General features: G+C 69.2%; 23 protein-coding genes. 16 read left to right on the top strand and 7 right to left on the bottom strand.

Translation table 11 applies throughout. The annotated features are described in order from the left end of the window. Window positions 1–42 precede the first annotated feature (42 nt). From efp to IU450_RS06840, 3 genes are read left to right on the top strand one after another with little or no spacing between them, the layout of a single operon-like run. On the top strand, window positions 43–606 hold the full coding sequence (gene efp / locus IU450_RS06850; protein ID WP_039798939.1) for an elongation factor P: 564 nt from the start codon (window positions 43–45) through the stop codon (window positions 604–606). Window positions 607–640: 34 nt separating this feature from the next. After that, the gene (nusB, locus tag IU450_RS06845; RefSeq protein ID WP_195148936.1) at window positions 641–1,150 is read left to right on the top strand and encodes a transcription antitermination factor NusB; all 510 of its coding nucleotides are present in this window, start codon (window positions 641–643) and stop codon (window positions 1,148–1,150) included. Beyond that, the gene (locus tag IU450_RS06840; RefSeq protein ID WP_181720843.1) at window positions 1,147–1,410 is read left to right on the top strand and encodes a YciI family protein; all 264 of its coding nucleotides are present in this window, start codon (window positions 1,147–1,149) and stop codon (window positions 1,408–1,410) included. The genes nusB and IU450_RS06840 overlap by 4 nt, the downstream gene beginning before the upstream one ends. Before the next feature lie 310 nt (window positions 1,411–1,720). Here IU450_RS06840 and IU450_RS06835 read toward each other — a convergent pair whose 3' ends face one another. Then, window positions 1,721–2,992, bottom strand: a complete 1,272-nt coding sequence (locus tag IU450_RS06835) for an SLC13 family permease (protein ID WP_228834166.1) — start codon at window positions 2,990–2,992, stop codon at window positions 1,721–1,723. A gap of 189 nt (window positions 2,993–3,181) precedes the next feature. Between IU450_RS06835 and IU450_RS06830 the strand changes: the two genes are divergently transcribed. The 4 genes from IU450_RS06830 (at window position 3,182) to IU450_RS06815 (ending at window position 6,220) form a co-directional block, all read left to right on the top strand. Then, window positions 3,182–3,670: a DMT family transporter gene (locus tag IU450_RS06830; protein WP_195148935.1), complete on the top strand. Its 489-nt coding sequence runs from the start codon at window positions 3,182–3,184 to the stop codon at window positions 3,668–3,670. A gap of 61 nt (window positions 3,671–3,731) precedes the next feature. Beyond that, entirely contained in the window at window positions 3,732–4,235 is a 504-nt protein-coding gene (locus tag IU450_RS06825; protein WP_195148934.1) for a DMT family transporter, read from the top strand. Between the two features lie 98 nt (window positions 4,236–4,333). Then, window positions 4,334–4,867, top strand: coding sequence for a DUF4334 domain-containing protein (locus tag IU450_RS06820; protein ID WP_195148933.1), 534 nt, complete (start codon window positions 4,334–4,336; stop codon window positions 4,865–4,867). Between the two features lie 120 nt (window positions 4,868–4,987). Beyond that, the gene (locus IU450_RS06815) at window positions 4,988–6,220 is read left to right on the top strand and encodes an FAD-dependent oxidoreductase (RefSeq protein WP_195148932.1); all 1,233 of its coding nucleotides are present in this window, start codon (window positions 4,988–4,990) and stop codon (window positions 6,218–6,220) included. Between the two features lie 285 nt (window positions 6,221–6,505). Here the strand turns inward: IU450_RS06815 and IU450_RS06810 are convergent, their stop codons facing one another. Further along, complete coding sequence (locus IU450_RS06810; protein ID WP_195148931.1) at window positions 6,506–7,672, bottom strand: serpin family protein; 1,167 nt, start codon at window positions 7,670–7,672, stop codon at window positions 6,506–6,508. 45 nt (window positions 7,673–7,717) lie between these two features. Continuing rightward, complete coding sequence (locus IU450_RS06805) at window positions 7,718–8,698, bottom strand: quinone oxidoreductase family protein (protein WP_228834165.1); 981 nt, start codon at window positions 8,696–8,698, stop codon at window positions 7,718–7,720. Window positions 8,699–8,783: 85 nt separating this feature from the next. Here IU450_RS06805 and IU450_RS06800 point away from each other — a divergent pair, with 85 nt between their 5' ends. Beyond that, the gene (locus IU450_RS06800; protein ID WP_195148930.1) at window positions 8,784–9,359 is read left to right on the top strand and encodes a TetR/AcrR family transcriptional regulator; all 576 of its coding nucleotides are present in this window, start codon (window positions 8,784–8,786) and stop codon (window positions 9,357–9,359) included. Between the two features lie 4 nt (window positions 9,360–9,363). Here IU450_RS06800 and IU450_RS40865 read toward each other — a convergent pair whose 3' ends face one another. The 4 genes from IU450_RS40865 to IU450_RS06780 all read right to left on the bottom strand — a co-directional run bounded on the left by IU450_RS40865 (window position 9,364) and on the right by IU450_RS06780 (window position 12,125). Beyond that, window positions 9,364–10,107: a CPBP family intramembrane glutamic endopeptidase gene (locus IU450_RS40865; RefSeq protein ID WP_195148929.1), complete on the bottom strand. Its 744-nt coding sequence runs from the start codon at window positions 10,105–10,107 to the stop codon at window positions 9,364–9,366. 108 nt (window positions 10,108–10,215) lie between these two features. After that, window positions 10,216–10,929 (bottom strand): HD domain-containing protein, encoded by a 714-nt coding sequence (locus tag IU450_RS06790; RefSeq protein ID WP_195148928.1) that lies wholly within the window; start codon window positions 10,927–10,929, stop codon window positions 10,216–10,218. A 43-nt stretch (window positions 10,930–10,972) separates the two neighbouring features. Beyond that, window positions 10,973–11,422, bottom strand: coding sequence for an SgcJ/EcaC family oxidoreductase (locus tag IU450_RS06785; RefSeq protein WP_195148927.1), 450 nt, complete (start codon window positions 11,420–11,422; stop codon window positions 10,973–10,975). 76 nt (window positions 11,423–11,498) lie between these two features. Beyond that, window positions 11,499–12,125, bottom strand: coding sequence for an alpha-ketoglutarate-dependent dioxygenase AlkB (locus tag IU450_RS06780; protein WP_195148926.1), 627 nt, complete (start codon window positions 12,123–12,125; stop codon window positions 11,499–11,501). Between the two features lie 30 nt (window positions 12,126–12,155). On the opposite strand from IU450_RS06780, the gene IU450_RS06775 reads away from it, so the two are divergent. The 8 genes from IU450_RS06775 (at window position 12,156) to pyrF (ending at window position 21,629) form a co-directional block, all read left to right on the top strand. Next, window positions 12,156–12,671, top strand: coding sequence for a class I SAM-dependent methyltransferase (locus tag IU450_RS06775; protein WP_195148925.1), 516 nt, complete (start codon window positions 12,156–12,158; stop codon window positions 12,669–12,671). A 139-nt stretch (window positions 12,672–12,810) separates the two neighbouring features. Next, window positions 12,811–13,443 carry a bifunctional pyr operon transcriptional regulator/uracil phosphoribosyltransferase PyrR gene (gene pyrR, locus IU450_RS06770; protein WP_220135262.1) on the top strand — a complete coding sequence of 211 codons (633 nt, stop codon included), beginning with the start codon at window positions 12,811–12,813 and terminating at the stop codon, window positions 13,441–13,443. 46 nt (window positions 13,444–13,489) lie between these two features. Further along, window positions 13,490–14,449: an aspartate carbamoyltransferase catalytic subunit gene (locus IU450_RS06765; protein WP_195148924.1), complete on the top strand. Its 960-nt coding sequence runs from the start codon at window positions 13,490–13,492 to the stop codon at window positions 14,447–14,449. Continuing rightward, complete coding sequence (locus IU450_RS06760) at window positions 14,446–15,774, top strand: dihydroorotase (protein ID WP_195148923.1); 1,329 nt, start codon at window positions 14,446–14,448, stop codon at window positions 15,772–15,774. Before IU450_RS06765 ends, IU450_RS06760 begins: the two co-directional genes overlap by 4 nt. Before the next feature lie 39 nt (window positions 15,775–15,813). Then, a complete protein-coding gene (locus IU450_RS06755; RefSeq protein WP_195148922.1) occupies window positions 15,814–16,335 on the top strand; it encodes a transporter in 522 nt (173 codons plus the stop codon). Then, entirely contained in the window at window positions 16,332–17,471 is a 1,140-nt protein-coding gene (gene carA, locus IU450_RS06750) for a glutamine-hydrolyzing carbamoyl-phosphate synthase small subunit (protein ID WP_195148921.1), read from the top strand. Before IU450_RS06755 ends, carA begins: the two co-directional genes overlap by 4 nt. Next, window positions 17,471–20,779, top strand: a complete 3,309-nt coding sequence (carB, locus tag IU450_RS06745) for a carbamoyl-phosphate synthase large subunit (protein WP_195148920.1) — start codon at window positions 17,471–17,473, stop codon at window positions 20,777–20,779. Before carA ends, carB begins: the two co-directional genes overlap by 1 nt. A gap of 25 nt (window positions 20,780–20,804) precedes the next feature. Then, window positions 20,805–21,629 carry an orotidine-5'-phosphate decarboxylase gene (gene pyrF, locus IU450_RS06740; protein WP_195148919.1) on the top strand — a complete coding sequence of 275 codons (825 nt, stop codon included), beginning with the start codon at window positions 20,805–20,807 and terminating at the stop codon, window positions 21,627–21,629. Window positions 21,630–21,910 lie beyond the last annotated feature (281 nt).

Raw genomic sequence — 21,910 nt, 5'->3', positions numbered from 1 at the left:
TCTACCCGAGACCAAGCGGTAGAACGAGGAGATCCGAAGACAGTGGCGGACACCAGCGACTTCAAGAACGGCCTTGTGCTGAAGATCGACGGTCAGCTCCAGCAGATCATCGAGTTCCAGCACGTCAAGCCGGGCAAGGGCCCCGCGTTCGTGCGGACCAAGCTGAAGAATGTCGTGTCCGGCAAGGTGGTCGACAAGACCTTCAACGCCGGTGTGAAGGTGGAGACCGCCACCGTCGACCGCCGCGACATGACCTACCTCTACCACGACGGTTCGGACTACGTCTTCATGGACGGCGAGACCTTCGACCAGATCTCCATCTCCGAGGCGACCATCGGCGACGGTGCCCGTTTCCTGCTGGAGAACATGACCGTGCAGGTCTCGATGCACGAGGGCGCACCGCTGTACGTCGAGCTCCCGGTCTCCATCGAGCTCGTGGTCCAGCACACCGACATCGGCCTGCAGGGCGACCGCTCCACCGGTGGCACCAAGCCCGCCACCCTGGAGACCGGCGCCGAGGTGCAGGTTCCGCTGTTCATCAACACCGGCGACAAGCTGCGCATCGACTCGCGCGACGGCAGCTACCTCGGCCGGGTCAACGCCTGATCCGGCCGACCGGCCGATTCGGGATGATGTGACCGTGGCTGAACAGCCCGTGGACAAGAAGTCCACGTACAAGAAGCTCGGTGCGCGGCACAAGGCCCGCCGCCGGGCGGTCGACCTGCTGTTCGAGGCGGAGGCGAGGGACGTCGACGCCGCCGACCTGCTCGACGAGCGCGCCGAGCTGGCCACCCGCGACCAGTCGGTCGCGCCGGTGCACCCCTACACTCGCACCTTGGTCGGGGGCGTCGCCGACGACCTCGACCGGGTGGACGGCACCATCGAGTCATACCTGCAGGACTGGACTCTGTCGCGTCTCCCGGCCGTGGATCGCGCGATCCTGCGCATCGCGGTCTGGGAGCTGTTCCACGCCGCCGACGTCCCCCCGGTGGTCGCCGTGGACGAGGCGGTGGAGCTGGCCAAGGAGCTGTCCACCGACGACTCGCCGTCCTTCCTCAACGGTGTGCTCGGTCAGGTCGTCCTGGTCGCGCCGCAGGTGCGCGCCGCGGCGGCCGCGACGAGGGCACCGCGCCCGGAAGCCGAGTCGTGAACAAGTACCTCGTCCTGGTGATGCGAACCCCGCGCTTCGACTCCGCCGTGATCGAGCCGCACCGGCGATTCCTGCGGTCCCTGCACGACCGCGGGCAGCTGCAGGAGAGCGGGCGTTTCACCGACGGCACGGGCGGTGCGTACGTCATCTACGCCGAAAGCCTGGATGCCGCACGGGAAATCGCGTTCACCGACCCCGTGCACACCACGGGCGCTTCGGAACTCACCGTCTACGAGTGGGAGATCACGGCGGTGAACTGAGTTCGTTCGCCGTGAACTCCGCTTCTGATTCCGGTCTATGCGATGGCAGGGCTTGGCGCGGTCATTCGTGCAGCATCAGCTGCACGGCTGCGCGGCACCACGATTCGGAGCTCGGGACTCCCGCTGGTGGGTGTACGGATGACCAGCGGGAGCCCCGGGAGCCGGGTGACTCCACACGTGAGACCGAATCGCCTCGATCCGGCCTCGGTGCGATTCTCTGACCTCGACCGCACTCGAGGTCAAGGGAGCCGATCCGCGGCACCCGGACTCGACCGGCTCTGCTCCACTGCCCGCTGGGCGGTCGCCACGACTAACCCATCACCAACAGCGCCGCCACCGCGCCCGCGGTGGCGACCATCGCGAGGACGAACCCGGTCAGGACGAAACGCGTCATGGGGACGCGTACTTCGTGGCTGCGGCAGAACTCCAAGCACAGCAGCGTGGCGAGCGAGCCCCACGGCGTGACGAGCGGGCCGACATTGGTGCCGATCAGCAGGGCGAGCAGCTGGTCGCCGTTCTGTGCCGGGATCACCGCCTCGCCCGCGGTGTAGGCTGGCAAGTTGTTCGCGATATTGGACAGGCCGGCGCCCGCGGCGGCGGCACGGAACGCGCCGGACGCGCCCGGATCGGTGCCGATCAGGGTGTGCATCACATCGCCGAGGCCGAATCGGCTCAGGGTGGGCACCACCAGGAACAAGCCGACCACGAAGACGAGCAGCTGCCACGGGACGAGCGACAGCCGCAATGCACCGCGGTCGAAGACCGCGAACGCCGCCAACGCGATCAGCGCCGCGAGCGTCGCCGCGACACCGATCCGGTCGCCGACGAGCGGGATCGCGACGATGAACAGCAGGCAGGCCCCCGCCGTCGTGACAAACAGCGCGCGCTCCCGGAAGTTCGCGGGGCGGATCGGCTCGGGCGGCACATAGCGGTCGGTTTCGCGGAGTCCGCGCCGCCAGTACCACAACCACAGGCACGCCGTCGTGGCGGCGATCGAAACCAGTTGCGGCGCCCACATCCTCGCGGCGAATTCGGGAGCGGTCAGTGCGACCCGATCGGCGGCGAGCAGGTTCGTGAGATTGGAGACCGGGAGCAGCAGGCTCGCGGTGTTCGCCAGCCAGAGAGTGGTCATGGCCAAAGGCAGCGGCGGAATCCGGGCAGGCGCCGCGAGCGCCAGCATGACCGGGGCGATGAGCACGGCTGTGGTGTCGAGGTTCAGCAGGATCGTCGTTGCCGAGGCGAACAGTACGCAGAGGCCGAACAGCGCGGGATAGTAGCCGCGACCGAGGATCGCGAGGCGATGGGCGATGGCGTCGAAGACCTTGGCCTGCTTGGTGAGTTCGGCCAGCACGATCACGCTGGCGAGGAACAGCAGGAGCGGGCCGACGCGGCGCAGGTTCTCGGCGGCCTCGTCGCGGGGTAGGAGTCCGGTGACCACGCACAGCAGACCGGCGCCCAGCAAAGCGAACCGCACCCAGTCCAGGACGCCGAGTCGCGGCTTCGGGCCGGAGGCGGCCACCGTGGCATGCGAGGGCGGTTTCCGCGGTGAGGAGTCGACCAGTTCGCGCACGAGGGCCATCATGGCAGCCTTTTCCCTGGGACAGGACATTTATGTGACCCGTTGATCGTGCCGTTGGACGATGGTACGTTATCCGGGTCACAACGGTCGCGCGTCGACTCGGACAGCGATCGGCCCTTTTGCTGGGAGCCGATTCGGTTGTGTCCGAGGTGATCCGGTGCTCGGCCGCCTCGAGCCAAGGATGTGTTGCCCATGACCATCGTCGTCGGATTGGTATTCCTGTTCATCCTGGTCGGAGGCGGCTTACGGTCCGCCGAAGCCGGCTGCCAGAACACTCTGATGAACCACATGAAGAACATGTGGCTCTGCGCGGTCATCTCGTACGCCGTCGCGCTGACCGGATTTCTGATCTTCCTCGCACTATCGTCCAAGACGCCCTGGCCGACGCTCGACGATGTGCGGAACATGCCGTGGTGGGCGCCGTTCGGTGGCCTGCTCGGCGGAGCCGCGGTGATGGGCATGATCGCCGTCGCCCGCTATGTCGGCGTGGCGACGTTCAGCGCGCTGGTGATCATCGGCGAAATGGTGGTCGCGGTGATCATGGACAACTTCGGCCTCATGGGATTCGAAGAGCGGTCCGCCAGCCTTCCCCGTTTGGCGGCATGCGGATTGATCACGCTCGCGATCTACCTGATGGCCGACGACTCCGAAGCGGGTGAGCGCACGGCGAGCGTGACCTGACGACAAGTCGCATATAGCTGCCGGTCAGTCCTCCAACCTTCGCACCCTCCGAGGATTCTCGATGACGGTCAAGACCGCCGAAACCCGCGCCGCCCTGCCCCGTGTCACAACGGCACTCATCTTCGCGTTCATCCTGGTCGGCGGCGCGCTGCGCTCCGTGGAAGCCGGTTGCCAGAACTCGCTGAAGCTCGCATTGAAGAACGTGTGGCTGTGCGGCGTGATCTCTTACGCGGTGGCATTCACCGGCTTCGCCATTTTCCTCACGGTCGCGCTGCTGGTTTCCGCCAACCGGCCGTGGCCGACGAGGGCCGACATTCGGAGCATGCCGCGGTGGGCGCCGTTCGGCGGTCTGCTCGGCGGGGCCGCGATTCTGGCGATGATCTCCGTGGCGTCCGATGTGGGAGCGGGCACCTTCAATGCCCTGATCATCGCCGGTCAGATGTTCGGCGCCCTCGCGATCGACCACTTCGGACTGATGGGGTTCCCGCGGCGCGCGGTGAGCCCGAAACGCGTCGCCGCCTGTGTGTTGATCATCATCGGCATCTATCTCATGGCCACCTACTGAACTTCGGAGCGGCCACGGGTAGCTGCCGATGAGCGCGCCGCGTTGATAGACGGATAGGGTATCTATCGCAACGTTGCGTCGCTGAGGAAGTAGGAGACATGGCCGCGAACGAGCTGACCGTGACGGACGTCCACAACGCGCAGGAGGCGTGGGCCCTGTTCGACCGCCTCCCGGCGGCGCGAGTCGAGGACATCACGACGGGGCGCTGGCGGGGCGAGGAACTCCAGACCGGTCATCCGATGGATGGCGTGCTGGTCGCTTCGGGCTGGTACGGCAAGCAGTTCGACGGCCCCGACAGTGTGCATCCGCTGCTGTTCACCTCCGGCGGCACGGTGTTTCCGATCGATCCGCGCCGGGTCCCGCTCTCGCTCGCCGGGCGGGTGCCGCTCTCCGGTGTGCGCGCGGTGCGCAAGATGCTGCCGGTGCTGAGCCCCGCGCTGCGCACGCGCAAGCCCACCGCGCGTCTGCGCGAGGTGGAATACCGCGGCGTGACGAGTGCCGCGATGGTCTACGACCACCTGCCGATCATCGATCACTTTCGCAGCGCCGACGAGCACACCCTGTTCGGCGTGATGGATCTGCGCGGCATGCCGGAGCCGTATTTCTTCGTCCTGCGCAGGGACATCGGCTGAAGTCGCCGCGGATCCGGTCCGCCGTCGCCGATCGGGTCCGGTGCCGCGCCCGCCGCACTAGGATTTTGCGCAAACAGGCGACACCTTGCGGCGATGCGGCGACCGAGGGAGGGACAGTCGATGGAACGCACGACATGCCTGGTGGTCGGTGGGGGGCCGGCCGGAATGTTCCTCGGGCTGCTGCTCGCGCGAGCCGGCGTCGCCGTCACGGTGCTGGAGAAACACAAGGACTTCCTACGCGACTTCCGCGGTGACACCGTGCATCCCACCACCCTCGACCTGCTCGATGAACTGGGGCTCGGCGCGGAATTCGCGAAACTGCCCGCGCGCAAGGTGGATCAGGTGCAACTGCCGATCGCCGGTGGTCTGCAGACCCTCGCGACGCTGAAGAACTTGCCGGGCAAGCACAAATACGTCGCGATGGTGCCGCAGTGGGATCTGCTGGATCTGCTCGCGCGGGCCGCGGCCGAGGAGCCGACCTTTCGGCTGCGGATGAACACCGAGGCCACCGATCTGGTCTGGATCGACGGCAGGGTCGGCGGCGTCGCCTACCGCACCGTCGACGGCGCGACCGGCTCGATCGAAGCCGACGTCACCGTGGCATGCGACGGGCGCGGTTCGCTGTTGCGGTCAGCCGCGGGGCTGCCGATCCGCAAATGGTCGACGCCGATGGACGTCTGGTGGTTCCGCCTGCCGCGCACCGAGATCGATCCCGCGGGGGCGCTGCCGATCGTCACCGCCCGGCGAGTGGCGGTTCTGCTCGACCGCGGCGACTACTGGCAGTGCGCCACATTGATCGCCAAGGGCGCCGACGAGTCCGCCCGCCGCGGTCCGGTCCGGGACATCGTGCGCGGCCTTGCCGAGGCCGCGCCTTGGCTGCACGACCGGGTAGATGCCTTGACCAGCTGGGACGAGGTCAAGCTGCTGGAAGTGAAACTCGACCGGCTGACCAAGTGGTACACCAACGGCCTGCTCTGTCTCGGCGACGCCGCGCACGCCATGTCCCCGGCCGGTGGGGTCGGCATCAACCTGGCCGTCCAGGACGCCGTCGCCGCGGCGAGAATCCTTGCTCCACCGCTGCTCTCGGGCACACTGGGCACCCGCGACCTGGCCCAGGTGCAGCGCCGACGAAGATTCCCGACCGTCGTGACGCAGGGAATGCAGCGAGTCCTGCACGCCATCGCGATCGCTCCCGCCCTCGACGGACGAATCGACATCGCGAGCGCCCCTCGCGCACCGCTGCCGATCCGGATCCTGCGCCGCATCCCCGTCCTCCGCGGCGTTCCCCCGTTCCTGCTCGCCCGCGGTGTCTTACCGGAACACGCTCCATACTTCGCTCGGCGCTCTATCTGATTTCCAGCGCCTGCGGCGCTGGGTGTTCGCGGCCCTCTTGTGGCTCGCGTCCGAGCGACCGCCGCTGGCGACTTCGTCGCGGACGCGGCGGCCGCTCGGACGCGAGCCGGGCCGCGAACGGCGCATGCTCGGTCTCGCTTCGCTCGGAACCTGTGGTCGGGCCGATGCCGGTTGCGTCGGGCGCGCCACTGAAACCCTCTCCGCAACGGTGCTCGGTACCTCGCACGCTGCGGATGATGTGCGAGGAACGGGTGGGTGTGTGCGGACGGCTTGGCTCGCGGGTGGTCAGGCGAAGGTGTCGGGGGAGGAGGTGGGTGGGGCGGCGATCCAACCTGCTACTACCGCCAGGCGGGTCGGGCGGTGGACGGCGAGGAAGCCGAAGGGGCGGTCGAAGGTCACCGAGATCACGGGTGCGCTGGTGGGGCGCAGCGCCGCCGCTGCCGCGCGCAAGCCGAAGGCCGTCACGGCGGCGGCCTCGAAGCCCTCGTGACCGAACCGGGCGAGCACCTCCTGTGCTCCTTGGCCGACACACAGCGGAGAAGGGGAGATCGCGGGGAAATGGCCGTGGGTGCAATCGGTCGCGGCGGCCAGGCCGAACAGGCCGGATGCGGTGAGCAGATCGTGGGTGGAGCGAACCTCGAAGGGTGGCAGCCGGATTCGCAGTCGACCGGTGCTGGACAGCGCCTCCTCGGTGCGCACGCCGAGTCCCGGGCCCTCGGTCCCGACCGGTAGGTCGGAGCGGATCGGCGTGGCGCCGGACAACGCCGTCAGGCCCGTTCCGAGCACGGCCGCGGGTGTGCCGGCGCCGAGCAGAAGGTGGACGTCGAGGTCGGCGACACCTTCGATGACGACGCGCGTGACCGGTTGCGGCGCTTCCAGAATCGCGGCGTTACCGACATCGGTGCTGGTGCGCGACAAGCCGGGCCCGCGATGTCCCTGCCACGGACCGTCGTTCGACGTCAGCGTCCCGACTTCGAAGGGAATCTGCCACCGCGTCTTCGCCACCAGCGCCGTCGCGAGCACCAGGAGGGTGTCGGGATCGACCGTGAGCGGGAACCGCTCGATGAGTCCGTCGGTGTGCCGGGCCGCCCAGCCGTCGAGCTCGGACTGCCCGGTCAACCGTGCGAGGACCCCCTCGGGAAGTGCCCGCGACCACGTCTCGTGCAGCGGAAGATCGCGGTGCACCCATACGCCCAGTGCGGCCGACACCGCTTCCGCGCGTTCGAGGTCGCGCAGCAACCGCAGCGCGCCGTCTCGCCCGTTCGCGGCGGGCACTCCTATCGCCGTTGTCAGTTCCTCCCGCGCTGGACCTTCCGCGGCGGAGGCGAGCAAGGCCAGCAGTGGCCACACTCCGGCACCGGACACCACGAAGTCTCGCTCGCCCGCCGCCGCGCACCACCGTGCGGTGAGCGCGTTGGCGGCATCGACGTGAGATTCCAGGGAAGTCCGCACGACCCCCACCCTAGCCACGGTCGCACCGGCCTCGCGCCGTTCGCGCTATGTGGTGGATCCCGGGCGCAGCACGATCTTGCCCAGCGGCGCTCTATCCTCCAGCAGCCGGTGCGCGTGGCTCGCCTGATCCAGCGGCAGCACCGCCTCCACCAGCGGATCGAGTCCACCCGCCGCCGCACGGGCCAGCACGGTGGTGCGCGCGGCGGCCACTCGGTCCAACCATTCCGGCCCCGCGCAGCCGGTATAGGTGAGCCCGCGCATGATCAGGTCGGTCGCCGTTATCTGCGCGGGCGCGCCGGACAGCCACCCGTAGCCCAGCATCCGGCCGCGCAGAGGAGTCATGAGGTCGAGCAGATCGGAAGCGCTTTCGCCGCCGATCGAGTCGAACACCACGTCCACCGTTGCGCCGCCGAGCGTCTCGCGCAGCCGGGTGGTCCACGCCGGGTCGTTGTGGTCGATCACCTCGTCGGCCCCGAGGTCGCGGGCGCGGGCCGCCTTCTCGGGACCACCGGCGGTGCCGATGACGCGAGCCGCCCCGAATTCCTTGGCCAGTTGAGTCAGAGCGCTTCCGACGCCCGTCGCGGCCGCTTCGATCAGTACGGTCTCGTCCCCGCTCAGCGCGGCGGTCTCCAGCAGTGGGATCGCCACCGTGCCGTTCATCAGCACCGCTGCCGCGTCCACCGCGGACAGGCCGTCCGGAACGGCGGTCACGGAATCCGCTGGTGCGGCGACGAATTCGGCGTATGCGCCGAAACCTCTGGTCGACACGACGACCCGCTGCCCCAGCAGCGCAGGATCGACCTGCGTGCCCACCTCGGTGACGACGCCCGCGGCCTGGAAACCGAACACCAGCGGCAGTGGCGCACCGACTGGGAACTCGCCGGAGCGCAGCTTGGTCTCCGGGAACAGCACCGGGATCGCCTCGGCGCGGATCACCACCTCGTCGGCGGCCGCTCGCGGGGCCGGAACCTCGCGCGGTACCAGCACGTCCGGGCTTCCCGGCGCCGTCATTACGATTGCCTGCATCGAAGAACTCCATAAGTTGACTGACGGTCCAATTGACTCACTGATCATATGGACCGTCGGTCAACTTGTCTAGAAAGCGGGTGCGATGGGCGACGAACGGCCCAGGGAACGGGCGGACGCGGCGCGCAACCGGCGCGCCATCCTGGACGCCACCTTCGCGCTGCTCGCCGAGCACGGCGCCGAGGCGATCACCATGGATCGTGTCGCGGCGGCCGCCGGGGTGGGCAAGGGCACGATCTTCCATCGGTTCGGCAATCGCGCGGGGCTTCTGCACGAGATGGTCGCCGAGAGCGCGCTCACGCTCATGGAGGCGGTCACCAGCGGCCCGCCCCCGCTGGGGCCTGGCGCGCCCGCTGGCGCCCGCCTGATCGCCTACTTCGACGCGATGACGCGACTGGTGATCGACAACTCCGAATTGATGGTCGCCTACCGCACCGAACCGCCCCATCCACGGACCGCGGAGTTCCACGCATTCTGGGACAACCACATCACCACGTTGCTGCGCGATGCGCGTCCCGACCTGGACGCCGAAGCGGTCGGGCGGCTGCTGCTCGGCGCACTGAGTACCGAGGTGGTGCCCGCCATGGTCCGGGCAGGCCAGACGGATCGGTTGCTGGCGGCGGTGCGTGAGCTGGTGGAGTCGGTGCTGCGGGCGCCGTGACGAGTCACCGCATGGTCGACAGCATGGCGATCGGTGCGTTGATCAGCCCGTGCACCACGAACAGCAACCAGGGGTCGCGGTAGCGCGACCACAGGTAGCCGAGGAAGAGCCCGTCGGCCCCGAGCCGGACCACCACGGTCGCCAGGTCGATGCCGAACCCCGCACTGCCCTGGATGGCGACATGCCAAGACGCCCATAGCATAGCGGTCCACAGTATCGCCGGTAGCCGCCCGCAGACCGCTTCCAGCCGGGTTTGCAGCCAGATCCGGTAGAAGATCTCCTCCAGCACCGCGTTCAGCAGGAACACCATCAGCATGGTCACCGGATCCGGCGCGCTGCCGCTGAACCCCGGACTCAGCAGGGTTGCCAGGGCTACGAAAGTCGCCGCGGCGGGTAGCGCGCGCAACCATCGCCCGCGGGTGCCGACGCGATACCACTCGCGCCAGGACCCGAGCCGGAACAGCAGGGGAATCGCAAGCAGAAGAAGCAGTTTCAGGCCGACGAACCACAGGTCGGTACGGGGCGACAGGTAGAAGGCGACGCTGAAGGTGATGCCGAGAGCACACAGCCACCACGCCTGCCGGACGGTCGCGGGCTCGTCGCCGAGTGCGGGCTCGGTCGCGGCGGAACCCGCGGGTGGAACCAGCCGGGCGACGGCCAGTCCGCCGAGCACCGGCGCCCAGGCGGCCCATAGTGGCAGCGTGCCCTCGTGGTCTCCGGAGTATCGCAGCGCGGTCCGCTCGGTCACGACGAGCGTTGCCGTCGCGGCGAAGAAGACGGTAACCCCCGCGAGCGCGCTCAGTCGGCGGATTCTGTTGTGTAGCAAATTCTCCCGCTTCGCCGAACCGCTGACTTGTCAGTCCCGCGACAGAATCGCGTCGAAGCGCTCGTCCGCCCGGTCGAGCTGATCGAGGATGTGCCGGCGGACGTGCTCGGCCAGCGGTGTGTCCGGCCGGGTGACCAGGTCACGGTATACGGCGGTGAGCGGGCGGTACTTGGCGGCGAGTTTGGCCATCGCGGGACCGGTGGCGTAGAGGATGCCGACGCCGTTGTCGGTGAAGTCCGAGAGCTTGATGACGCGGGCCCACGGATCTCGGTCCAGATTGGTCGCGACATGTTCGCGGTACTGTGCCTGCCGGTCACGCGCCGGATCCGGTTCGGGATTGGTCACCGCGGCGACGAGGTCGGCCACGCGCGCGCCGAACCGATCGCTGAGCGCGCCCAACGCGGCGTCGACGGCCGGGCCCGGGCGGTCGGCGGCCAATTCGGCGGCGTGGTCCTCGACCGAGTCGTGCAACAGGCCCGCCGCGACCACGTCGGGATCCCGGACCTCGTAGTGGCTGATGATCCGAATCGTCACGCGCAGTAGGTGACTGAGGTAGGGTTCACGGCCGTACCGATCGTCGCGATGCAGGTCGGCCGCGAGATCGAGCGCCGCGGCCAGGCGCTGCGTGTCCGGCAGTTCGGCGATTTCCAGCAGTAGTCGTTCCCGCAGCCCGGCCTCGCCGTAGACCTCGCTGATCGTGTGCAGCGGCATCACGGCCAAGACCCCCGCCCCTGGATTGCTCATGATGCCAGGCTAACCGGAGCGGGTGACACGCGGCGGACGACGATCACACGGCCTTGGGTACCAGGGTGTTCTGCCTGGCCGCGATGTGCCAGCGATCGCCCTGCTTCACGAAGACGTAGAGCGCGATCATGGCGTGATCGCTGTCGAGGAGTTCGCCGTCGGCCGTGGTCGCCCACGCCCGCTTGTGCCCGATCGCGACGTCGGGGCGCAGGAACGTGATGTCGGCGAGTTCGTAGCGGGCGTATTGATCCTTCAGGAATCCGGCCAGACCGCTGCGGTTCGCGTCGAGCAGTGCGTCGAATCCGGTGATCAACGTGCCCATCGCGTTGACGACGGCGGCGTTGGCGGTGAAGTCCGCCGAGAGCAGCCGCGCGTCGTTGGTGTTGAAACCGGCCTCCGCGTTGGCCACGATCCGGCGGATCGCGTCGATGTCGTCGGTGTGGTCCACCGTCGTGTCTCGGACCAGGGGCGGGGTGGATGCTGTCGTACTCATGCCGACGAGCTTCCGACCTCAACAACGGTTCAGGTCAAGTCGGCCGCAGTGTTCCCCACGGCACACCGGCGCGGGGTCAGCGGACGCCGCGCGGCCGGTACTGGATGCTGATCCGCGGACCGGCGGGCTTGCGCGTCTTCGGCACGGCGTGTTCCCACGTGCGTTGGCAGGAGCCGCCCATGACCAGCAGATCACCGTGCCCCACAGAGTATTTGACGCTCGCGCCTCCGCCGCGCGGCCGGAGCAGCAATGCCCTCGGCGCTCCGATCGACACGATCGCGACCATGGTGTCGAGCGTGGCGCCGCGGCCGATGTTGTCACCGTGCCAAGCGACGCTGTCGCGCCCGTCCCGGTAGTAGCACAGGCCCGCGGTGCGAAACGGTTCGCCGAGTTCGTGCCGATAGTGCTCGCTCAGCGCGGTGCGGGCGTCGGCCAGCGCCGGGTCCGGCAGCGGCTCGTGCTCCGCATAGAACCGCAGCAGCCGGGGCACGTCGACCACGCGGTCGTACATCGGCCTGCGCTCGGCTTTCCACGGCACGCTGTCGACCAGTCGGTCGAACAGCGCGTCCGCCCCCGAGAGCCAACCGGGCAGCAGATCCACCCAGGCGCCGTGGTCGAGCACGGCGCGGCGCGCATCGCGAAGCGGCGCGAATTCGGTATCACCGAACCCGTCGAGCAGCGATCCCTGCAGCGGTGTGGACATGCGGCCGAGCGTACCGTTGATCGAACATATGTGCTAGCGGTTTTCGGTCAGGGTAGCCGGATCTACCTGTTCGCGTTCAAGGAGCCGGTGCTGGCCGCCGCGAACGCCAGACCGGTCTGCGGGCGTCACGTGGTGGCCGCCGATCTGCGCGGAGACTGGGCGGGCGCGCTGCGCGCGAGAGGATTTCGCGCCGAGGTCCCGACGCACTGGGTCGACGAGGGTGTGCTCGGCTACCTGCGGCGCGAGGACGCGATTCGGGTGGTGCGCACGTTGACCGATCTTTCCGTGCCGGGAAGCCACTTCGGCCTCGCCGAGTTCGACACCGCTCAGTACAGCGAGCGGTACACCGGACTACGGCGGTTGGTGCGGGCGGGGGCCGACGGGCCACGGGAACCCAGTGGGCTCGGACCCGACACCGAACGGTGGCTCGCCGAGAACGGATGGCGGACCGCGTTCCGGGCCTGGGACGATCTGGTGGCGCCGCTCGATCGTCCGGCCGCCCTGGGCAGCCGGGATCTCGGACTGATTCTCGCGGTCCGCGAGTAGCCGCGCGAACCCGTGGCGGCCAGTGGCCCCGCTCACAGCGCGATATGCCTGGTGAAAGCGGGGGTCGGGGCGCTGCTACGCTGCTTGCCGTAAGACATCCTTTAACGGACCGTCCGGTGAGGCGGGGAAGGAGGTCGGCATGGCCGTGCCCGAAGAACGGGCCGCCAAGTCCGGCGCTGCCGAGACATCGCAGCGACATACCCCGGAGTGGGTGGCGGCGGGGCGAGAGCTGTTGTCGGCTTCGGATGTCGGGCGGACTGTCGCGCGCATCGCGCACCAGATCATCGAGAAGACCGCGCTGGACGCCGGCGAGCCGGACGCGCCGCGGGTGGTGCTGATCGGCATCCCCACCCGGGGCACCACACTGGCCGCGCGGCTCACGGAGAAGATCGAGGAATTCTCCGGCGTCCGCCCGGCTCTGGGCTCGCTCGACATCACCCTGTACCGCGACGATCTGCGCAGCCGTCCGCACCGACCACTGGAACGCACCTCCGTCCCCGAAGGAGGCATCGAGGATGCGCTGGTGGTTCTGATCGACGACGTCCTGTTCTCCGGCCGCACCGTCCGCTCCGCGCTCGACGGCCTGCGCGATCTGGGCCGCCCGCGCGCGGTGCAGCTGGCGGTGCTCATCGACCGTGGTCACCGGGAGCTGCCGATCCGCGCCGATTACGTGGGCAAGAACGTGCCGACCAGCCGGTCCGAGGACATCTCGGTGCTGTTGACCGAACACGACGGCCGCGACGGCGTCTACCTGCATCAGGAGGAGGCGTGAGGTACGTGAGGTATCCGCACGCCGACTCGCGGCAGGAGGCGGGCGCATGAGGCATCTGCTGTCGGTCGCCGCGCTCGATCGCGCCGCCGCCACCGAGCTGCTCGACGAGGCCGAACGGTTCGAGCAGGCCCTGCTCGGCCGCGAGGTGCACAAACTGCCCACGCTGCGCGGCCGCACCGTGATGACGGTGTTCTACGAGAACTCCACCCGCACCAGGGTCTCGTTCGAGGTAGCGGGCAAGTGGATGAGCGCGGACGTGATCAACGTCAGCGCGAGCAGCTCCTCGGTCGCCAAGGGCGAGTCACTGCGCGATACCGCGCTGACCTTGCACGCCGCGGGCGCGGACGCGCTGATCGTGCGGCACCCGGCCTCCGGAGCCGCGCACCAGATCGCGCGCTGGATGGACGAATGGGCGGTCGACGCGGGACGGGTATCCGGCCCGGCGGTCGTCAACGCGGGCGACGGAACCCACGAACACCCGACTCAAGCCCTGCTGGACGCGCTGACCCTGCGGCAGCGTCTCGGCGACATCGAAGGCAAGCGGGTCGTCATCGTCGGCGACATCCTGCACAGCCGGGTCGCGCGGTCCAACGTCTTCCTGCTGGCCACCCTCGGTGCGGAGGTCGTGCTGGTCGCACCGCGCACGCTGCTGCCGATCGGCGTCGAGACCTGGCCCGCCCGCGTCTCCCACCATCTGGACGCCGAGCTGATCGGCGCCGACGCGGTGCTGATGCTGCGCGTGCAGGCCGAACGGATGAACGGCGGGTTCTTCCCGTCGGCGCGCGAGTACTCGATCACCTACGGACTGTCCGAGCGCAGGCTCGCCCTGCTGGAGGACCACGCCGTCGTGCTGCACCCGGGCCCGATGCTGCGCGGCATGGAGATCGCGTCCTCGGTCGCGGACTCCCCGAAGGCCGCGGTGCTGCAACAGGTCACCAACGGAGTGCACATGCGTATGGCGGTCCTGTTCCGCCTGCTCGTCGGGACACAGGAGGCAGTGGCATGAGCGCTCGGACGAGTGCGAACACCCCCGTGCTGATCAAGGGCGCGTTGCTCTACGGCGAGGGCGAGCCGGTCGATGTGCTCGTCGCCGACGGCGAGATCCGCCGGATCGGCACCGATCCGAGCGTGGTCGACGCCGAGATCATCGACGCGCAGGGGCAGATCCTGCTGCCCGGCTTCGTCGACCTGCACACCCACCTGCGTGAGCCGGGTCGCGAGGACACCGAGACGATCGAGACCGGGTCCGCCGCGGCGGCGCTGGGCGGCTACACCGCGGTGTTCGCGATGGCCAACACCAGCCCGGTCGCCGACTCGGTGGTCGTCACCGACCATGTGTGGCGGCGCGGCAGGGAGGTCGGCCTGGTCGATGTGTATCCGGTCGGCGCGGTCACCGTCGGCCTGGCGGGCAAGCAGCTCGCCGAGATGGGGACGATGGCCGCGGGCGTCGGTGCGGTGCGCATGTTCTCCGACGACGGACACTGCGTCTACGACCCGTTGATCATGCGCCGCGCACTGGAGTACGCGAATTCGCTCGGCGTGCTGATCGCCCAGCACGCGGAGGAGCCGAGACTGACCGAAGGCGCGATCGCGCACGAGGGACCGACCGCGGCCCGGCTGGGCCTGGCCGGCTGGCCGCGCGCGGCCGAGGAGTCCATCGTGGCGCGCGACGCTCTGCTGGCGCGCGACGCCGGCGCCAGGGTGCACATCTGCCACGCCTCCACCGCGGGCACCGTGGAACTGGTGAAGTGGGCCAAGTCCCAGGGCATTTCGATCACCGCCGAGGTCACCCCGCACCACCTGCTGCTGGACGACTCCCGGCTGGAGACCTACGACGCGGTCAACAAGGTCAACCCGCCGCTGCGCGAGGCCTCCGACGCCGCCGCGCTGCGGCAGGCGCTGGCCGAGGGGATCATCGACTGCGTAGCCACCGACCACGCTCCGCACGCCGAGCAGGACAAATGCTGCGAGTTCGCCGCGGCCCGCCCCGGCATGCTCGGCCTGGAGACGGCGCTGTCGATCATCGTGCAGACCATGGTCGAGCCGGGGCTGCTGGACTGGCGCGGCGTCGCGCGCGTGATGAGCGAGCGTCCGGCCGCGATCGTCGGGCTCGACGACCACGGCAGGCCACTCGAGGTCGGTGAGCCCGCCAACCTGACGCTGGTGGACCCGAAGGCGAGCTGGACGGTGCGCGGGCGGGAACTGGCCAGCATCGCGAACAACACGCCGTTCGAGGCGATGACCTTCCCGGCGCGGGTGACGGCGACGCTGCTGCGCGGCCGGGTCACCGCCCGGGACGGCAAAGCGCTGGGGAACCGTGCGGAGGCGTAGATGAGCGATCGAGGCGCAGCCGTTCAAGGAGGTCCGTAAGTGGAAAGAACACTCTGGGTTGTCGGGCTGCTGGTCCTGTTCGCGGTCTGCCTCTGGCTGATGTACCGGGGGTGGCGCAACCGCGCGGCTCGTCAGGCGGAGCGCATCGGCGCGCTGCCTGCCGTGCCCGCCGAACTCGGCGCGCAGGTGCTGGAGCCGACCACCGGCCTGTACCTGGGCAGCACTATCGCGCCGAGCTGGCAGGACCGGATCACGGTGGGCGACCTGGGTTTCCGGGCCACCGCGGAACTGACGCGGTTCGAACGGGGGATCCTGCTCGAACGCGACGGCGCGACGGTGATCTGGATTCCGCAGGAATCCATCACCGCGGTGCGCACCGAACGCGGCCATGCGGGCAAAGTGATGACAGAAGATGGTGTGCTGGTCATTCGCTGGAAGCTGCCGACCGGAACCGAGATCGATACGGGTTTCCGCGGCGACGACAAGTCGGTCTACCCGGCTTGGCGCCGGCTTCCTGCGGTGGATCAGAGCGGGACGATGACGGGAGATGACGAGGGATGACAGGAGACACGGGCGGGAGCAGGGCGGGGACGGACGCAGCACTCGTGCTGGAGGACGGCCGGGTGTTTCGCGGCCAGGCCTACGGCGCCGTGGGCCAGACGCTCGGTGAGGCGGTGTTCTGCACCGCGATGACCGGGTATCAGGAGACCCTCACCGATCCGTCCTACCACCGCCAGATCGTGGTGGCCGCCGCCCCGCAGATCGGCAACACCGGCTGGAACGACGAGGACGACGAGTCCGCGAAGATCTGGGTCGCCGGGTACGTGGTGCGCGATCCCGCGCGGCGCGCGTCCAACTGGCGCGCCACCACCACGCTGCCGGACGAACTGGAGCGCCAGCGGATCGTCGGCATCGCGGGAATCGACACCCGCGCGCTGGTGCGCCACCTGCGCACCCGCGGTTCGATGAAGGCGGGCATCTTCTCCGGTGACGCGCTCGCCGGCCCCGACGAGCTGGTGGCCAGGGTGAACGGTCAGCCGTCCATGCTCGGCGCCGACCTCGCGGGCGAAGTGAGCACCGACGCGCTCTACACGATCGAGCCGGACGGCGAACACCGGTGCACGGTCGTCGCGGTCGATCTCGGCATCAAGACGAACACCCCGCGCATGTTCGCCCAGCGCGGCATGCGGGTGCACGTCGTGTCGTCGTCCACGCCGCTGGAGCAGATCCTCGAACTGAAGCCGGACGGGGTCTTCCTGTCCAACGGTCCCGGGGATCCGGCCACCGCCGATGCGGCGGTCGAACTGACCCGTGGCGTGCTCGGCAAGGGCCTGCCGCTGTTCGGCATCTGCTTCGGCAACCAGATCCTCGGCCGTGCGCTCGGCCGGGACACCTACAAGATGAAGTTCGGCCACCGCGGTATCAACATCCCGGTGGTGGAGCACGAGACCGGCCGGATCTCGATCACGGCGCAGAACCACGGGTTCGCGCTGGAAGGCGAGCGGGGCGAGCGGTTCGACACCCCCTTCGGCACGGCCGAGGTGAGTCACGTCTGCGCCAACGACGGCACGGTCGAAGGCGTCCGGCTGGTCGACGGCCGCGCGTTCTCGGTGCAGTACCACCCGGAGGCCGCCGCCGGGCCCCACGACGCCGCATATCTGTTCGACCGTTTCGCCGGTCTCATGGAAGGAGCCTGATGCCTCGTCGCGAGGATCTCGAGCACATCCTGGTGATCGGCTCTGGCCCGATCGTCATCGGCCAGGCGTGCGAATTCGACTACTCCGGCACCCAGGCGTGCCGGGTGCTGCGGGCCGAGGGCCTGCGGGTGTCGCTGGTCAACTCGAACCCGGCGACGATCATGACCGACCCGGAATTCGCCGACTCCACCTATGTGGAGCCGATCACGCCGGAGTTCGTGGAAAAGGTCATCGAGAAGGAGCGTCCCGACGCCATCCTGGCCACCCTCGGTGGCCAGACCGCGCTGAACACCGCGGTCGCGCTGCACGAGCGCGGTGTGCTGGCGAAGTACGGCGTGGAGCTGATCGGCGCCGACTTCGACGCCATCCAGCGTGGTGAGGACCGGCAGAAGTTCAAGGACATCGTCGCCAAGGTGGGCGGGGAGAGCGCCCGCTCGCGGGTCTGCTTCACCATGGACGAGGTGCGCGAGACGGTCGCCGAGCTCGGCTTCCCCGTCGTGGTGCGCCCGTCGTTCACCATGGGCGGGCTCGGTTCCGGCATGGCCTACAACCACCAGGACCTCGACCGCATCGCCGGTGGCGGCCTGGCCGCCTCGCCCACCGCGAACGTCCTCATCGAGGAGTCCATCCTCGGCTGGAAGGAATACGAGCTCGAGCTGATGCGCGACGGCCGCGACAACGTCGTGGTGGTCTGCTCGATCGAGAACGTCGACCCGATGGGCGTGCACACCGGTGACTCGATGACCGTCGCCCCGGCCATGACGCTCACCGACCGGGAGTACCAGAAGCTGCGCGACCTCGGCATCGCCATCCTGCGCGAGGTGGGCGTCGACACCGGCGGCTGCAACATCCAGTTCGCGGTGAATCCGCTCGACGGCCGTCTGATCGTCATCGAGATGAACCCGCGCGTCTCGCGCTCGTCCGCGCTGGCCTCCAAGGCGACCGGATTCCCGATCGCGAAGATCGCCGCCAAGCTGGCCATCGGCTACACGCTCGACGAGATCGTCAACGACATCACCAAGGAAACCCCGGCCTGCTTCGAGCCGACCCTGGACTACGTGGTGGTCAAGGCGCCACGGTTCGCGTTCGAAAAGTTCCCCGGCGCCGACGGCACGCTGACCACCACCATGAAGTCGGTGGGCGAGGCGATGTCGCTCGGCCGCAACTTCGCCGAGGCGCTGGGCAAGGTGCTGCGTTCGCTCGAGACCAAGGCCGCGGGTTTCTGGACCCAGGAAGACGGCGCGTGGACCGACGTCGAAGCGATCCTGGAGGACCTGCGCACTCCCACCGAAGGGCGCATCTACCAGGTGGAGCGGGCGCTGCGCCTGGGCGCGAGCATCGAGGACGTCGCCGCCGCCTCCGGCATCGACCCGTGGTTCGTCGCGGAAGTGGCCGGCTTGGTCGAGCTGCGCCAGGAGATTCTCGACGCGCCCGTGCTGGACGAGCCGCTGCTGCGGCGGGCCAAACACTACGGTCTGTCCGATCGTCAGCTGGCCGCGCTGCGGCCGGAGCTGGCGGGGGAGACCGGGGTGCGTGCGCTGCGGCACCGGCTCGGTGTCCGGCCGGTTTTCAAGACCGTCGACACCTGCGCCGCCGAGTTCGAGGCCAAGACGCCGTACCACTACTCGGCCTACGAGCTCGATCCCGCCGCCGAATCCGAGGTGGCGCCGCAGCGGGAGCGCGCGAAGGTGATCATTCTCGGGTCCGGGCCGAACCGGATCGGCCAGGGCATCGAGTTCGACTACTCGTGTGTGCACGCGGCGCAGACGCTGTCGCAGGCCGGATACGAGACGGTGATGGTCAACTGCAACCCCGAGACCGTCTCCACCGACTACGACACCGCCGATCGCCTCTACTTCGAGCCGCTGACCTTCGAGGACGTGCTCGAGGTCTACCACGCCGAATGCGACTCCGGCACCGTCGAGGGCGTCATCGTGCAGCTGGGCGGGCAGACCCCGCTCGGTCTCGCGCAGCGCCTCACCGAGGCGGGCGTGCCGGTGGTCGGCACCAGCGCGGCCGCCATCGACCTGGCCGAGGACCGCGGCGAGTTCGGCGACGTGCTGGTCGCAGCCGGGCTGCCCGCGCCGAAGTACGGCACCGCGACCACGTTCGCGCAGGCGCGCAGGATCGCCGCCGAGATCGGCTACCCGGTGCTGGTGCGCCCGTCCTACGTGCTCGGTGGCCGCGGCATGGAGATCGTGTACGACGAGCAGTCGCTGGAGGGCTACATCTCCCGCGCGACCGAGCTGAGCCCGGAGCATCCGGTGCTGGTCGACCGTTTCCTGGAAGACGCGATCGAGATCGACGTCGACGCGCTGTGCGACGGCGAGGAGGTCTACCTCGGCGGCGTGATGGAGCACATCGAGGAGGCGGGCATCCACTCCGGCGACTCCGCCTGCGCGCTGCCGCCGATCACGCTGGGCCGCAGCGACATCGAGGCGGTGCGCCGCTCCACCATCGCGCTGGCCAAGGGCATCGGCGTCCGCGGCCTGCTCAACGTGCAGTACGCGCTCAAGGACGACGTGCTCTACGTACTGGAGGCCAATCCGCGCGCGAGCCGGACGGTTCCGTTCGTGTCCAAGGCGACCGCGGTGCCGCTGGCCAAGGCCGCCGCGCGGATCATGCTCGGCGCCACCATCGCCGAGCTGCGCAAGGAGGGCATGCTGCCGAGCGAGGGCGACGGCGGGCACGTCGCGCTGGACGCTCCGGTCGCGGTCAAGGAGGCCGTGCTGCCGTTCCACCGCTTCCGGCGCGCCGACGGCAGCGGCGTGGATTCGCTGCTGTCGCCGGAGATGAAGTCCACCGGCGAAGTGATGGGCATCGACGCCGATTTCGGCACCGCCTTCGCCAAGAGCCAGACCGCCGCCTACGGCTCGCTGCCCACCGAGGGCACCGTCTTCGTCTCGATCGCCAACCGGGACAAGCGCGCGATGGTCTTCCCGGTGAAGCGCCTGCACGACCTCGGCTTCCGCATCCTCGCCACCGAGGGCACGGCGGAAATGCTGCGCCGCAACGGGATTCCGTGCGAGCAGGTGCGCAAGCACTCCGAGGTGGGGCCGGGCGACGAGCCGACGATCGTGGAGCAGATCCGCGACGGCGAGGTCGACATGGTGTTCAACACGCCTTACGGCAACTCCGGTCCGCGGGTGGACGGCTACGAGATCCGCAGCGCGGCGGTCGGGGTGAACATCCCGTGCATCACCACCGTGCAGGGCGCGGCGGCCGCGGTGCAGGGCATCGAGGCCAGCATCAACGGCGGGATCGGTGTGCGGTCGCTGCAGGAACTGCACTCGGTGCTGCGTGGGTGAGCCGCGGCAGGACGGAGCGGGCGAGATGAAGACCTTCGGCGACCGGTTGCGGCACGCGATGGGGCAGTTCGGGCCGGTGTGCGTCGGCATCGACCCGCACCCGGCACTGCTGCGCTCCTGGGGCCTCACCGAGGACGCCGAGGGGCTGGAACGGTTCGCCGAGATCTGCGTCGAGGCGTTCGACGGCCTGGTCGCGCTGGTCAAGCCGCAGGTCGCGTTCTTCGAGGCCTACGGCTCCGGCGGTTTCGCGGTCCTGGAGCGCACCATCGACGTGTTGCGCGCCTCGGGGACCTTGGTGCTCGCCGACGCCAAGCGCGGCGATATCGGCTCCACCATGGACGCCTACGCCAGGACCTGGCTGGCCGACGGCCCGCTCGCGTCCGACGCGGTGACCGTCTCGCCGTATCTCGGATTCGGTTCGCTGGCGCCTGCGCTGACGCTGGCGGAGGCCAACCATCGCGGCGTCTTCGTGCTCGCGGCGACGTCGAATCCCGAGGGCGCGCAGGTGCAACGGGCGGTGGCCGCGGACGGTCGCGTCGTGGCGCAGACAATGGTCGACGAGGCCGCGGCCCACAACGCGGGCGAAGCGTTCGGTTCGGTGGGCGTGGTGGTCGGGGCCACCTTGAGCGAGGCCCCTGACCTCGCCGCGCTGAACGGGCCGATCCTCATGCCCGGGGTGGGTGCGCAGGGCGGCGGCCCGGAAACGATTCGGAAGCTGGTCCCCGAGCCGATGCTCGGGGCGGTCGTGCCGAATGTCTCGCGGGAGGTGCTCCGGGACGGGCCGACCGTCCCGGCACTGCGTGCCAGCGTGCACGCGCTCCAGGACGCGTTCGCGTTTCTGCGGAAATGACCACGAAGGCCGGCGCGCTCGCGCCGGCCTTCTCTTGTTTTCGTCGCCTGTGCATGCAGGTGCACGTACACAGGCGGCCTTTAGCGGGGCCTGTGCGCGCTCCTGGATCGATTTCGGGGGAGGTTGGTGCACAGGGGTGCACTTCGCATCTGGACCGGCGTACAGGGCCAGGATCCGGCATCGGATGCCGCGGACGACGGCCGGAATGACCCGGATGTGACGCCCGACACGCGGTAAGAATGCGCGACACGCGGAAATTTTCGAGAAAGTTCCTGGTAGGG

Source organism: Nocardia abscessus (assembly GCF_015477775.1).
Classification (GTDB): Bacteria; Actinomycetota; Actinomycetes; order Mycobacteriales; family Mycobacteriaceae; genus Nocardia; species Nocardia abscessus_A.
This window is presented reverse-complemented; position numbering and strand designations above follow the sequence as displayed.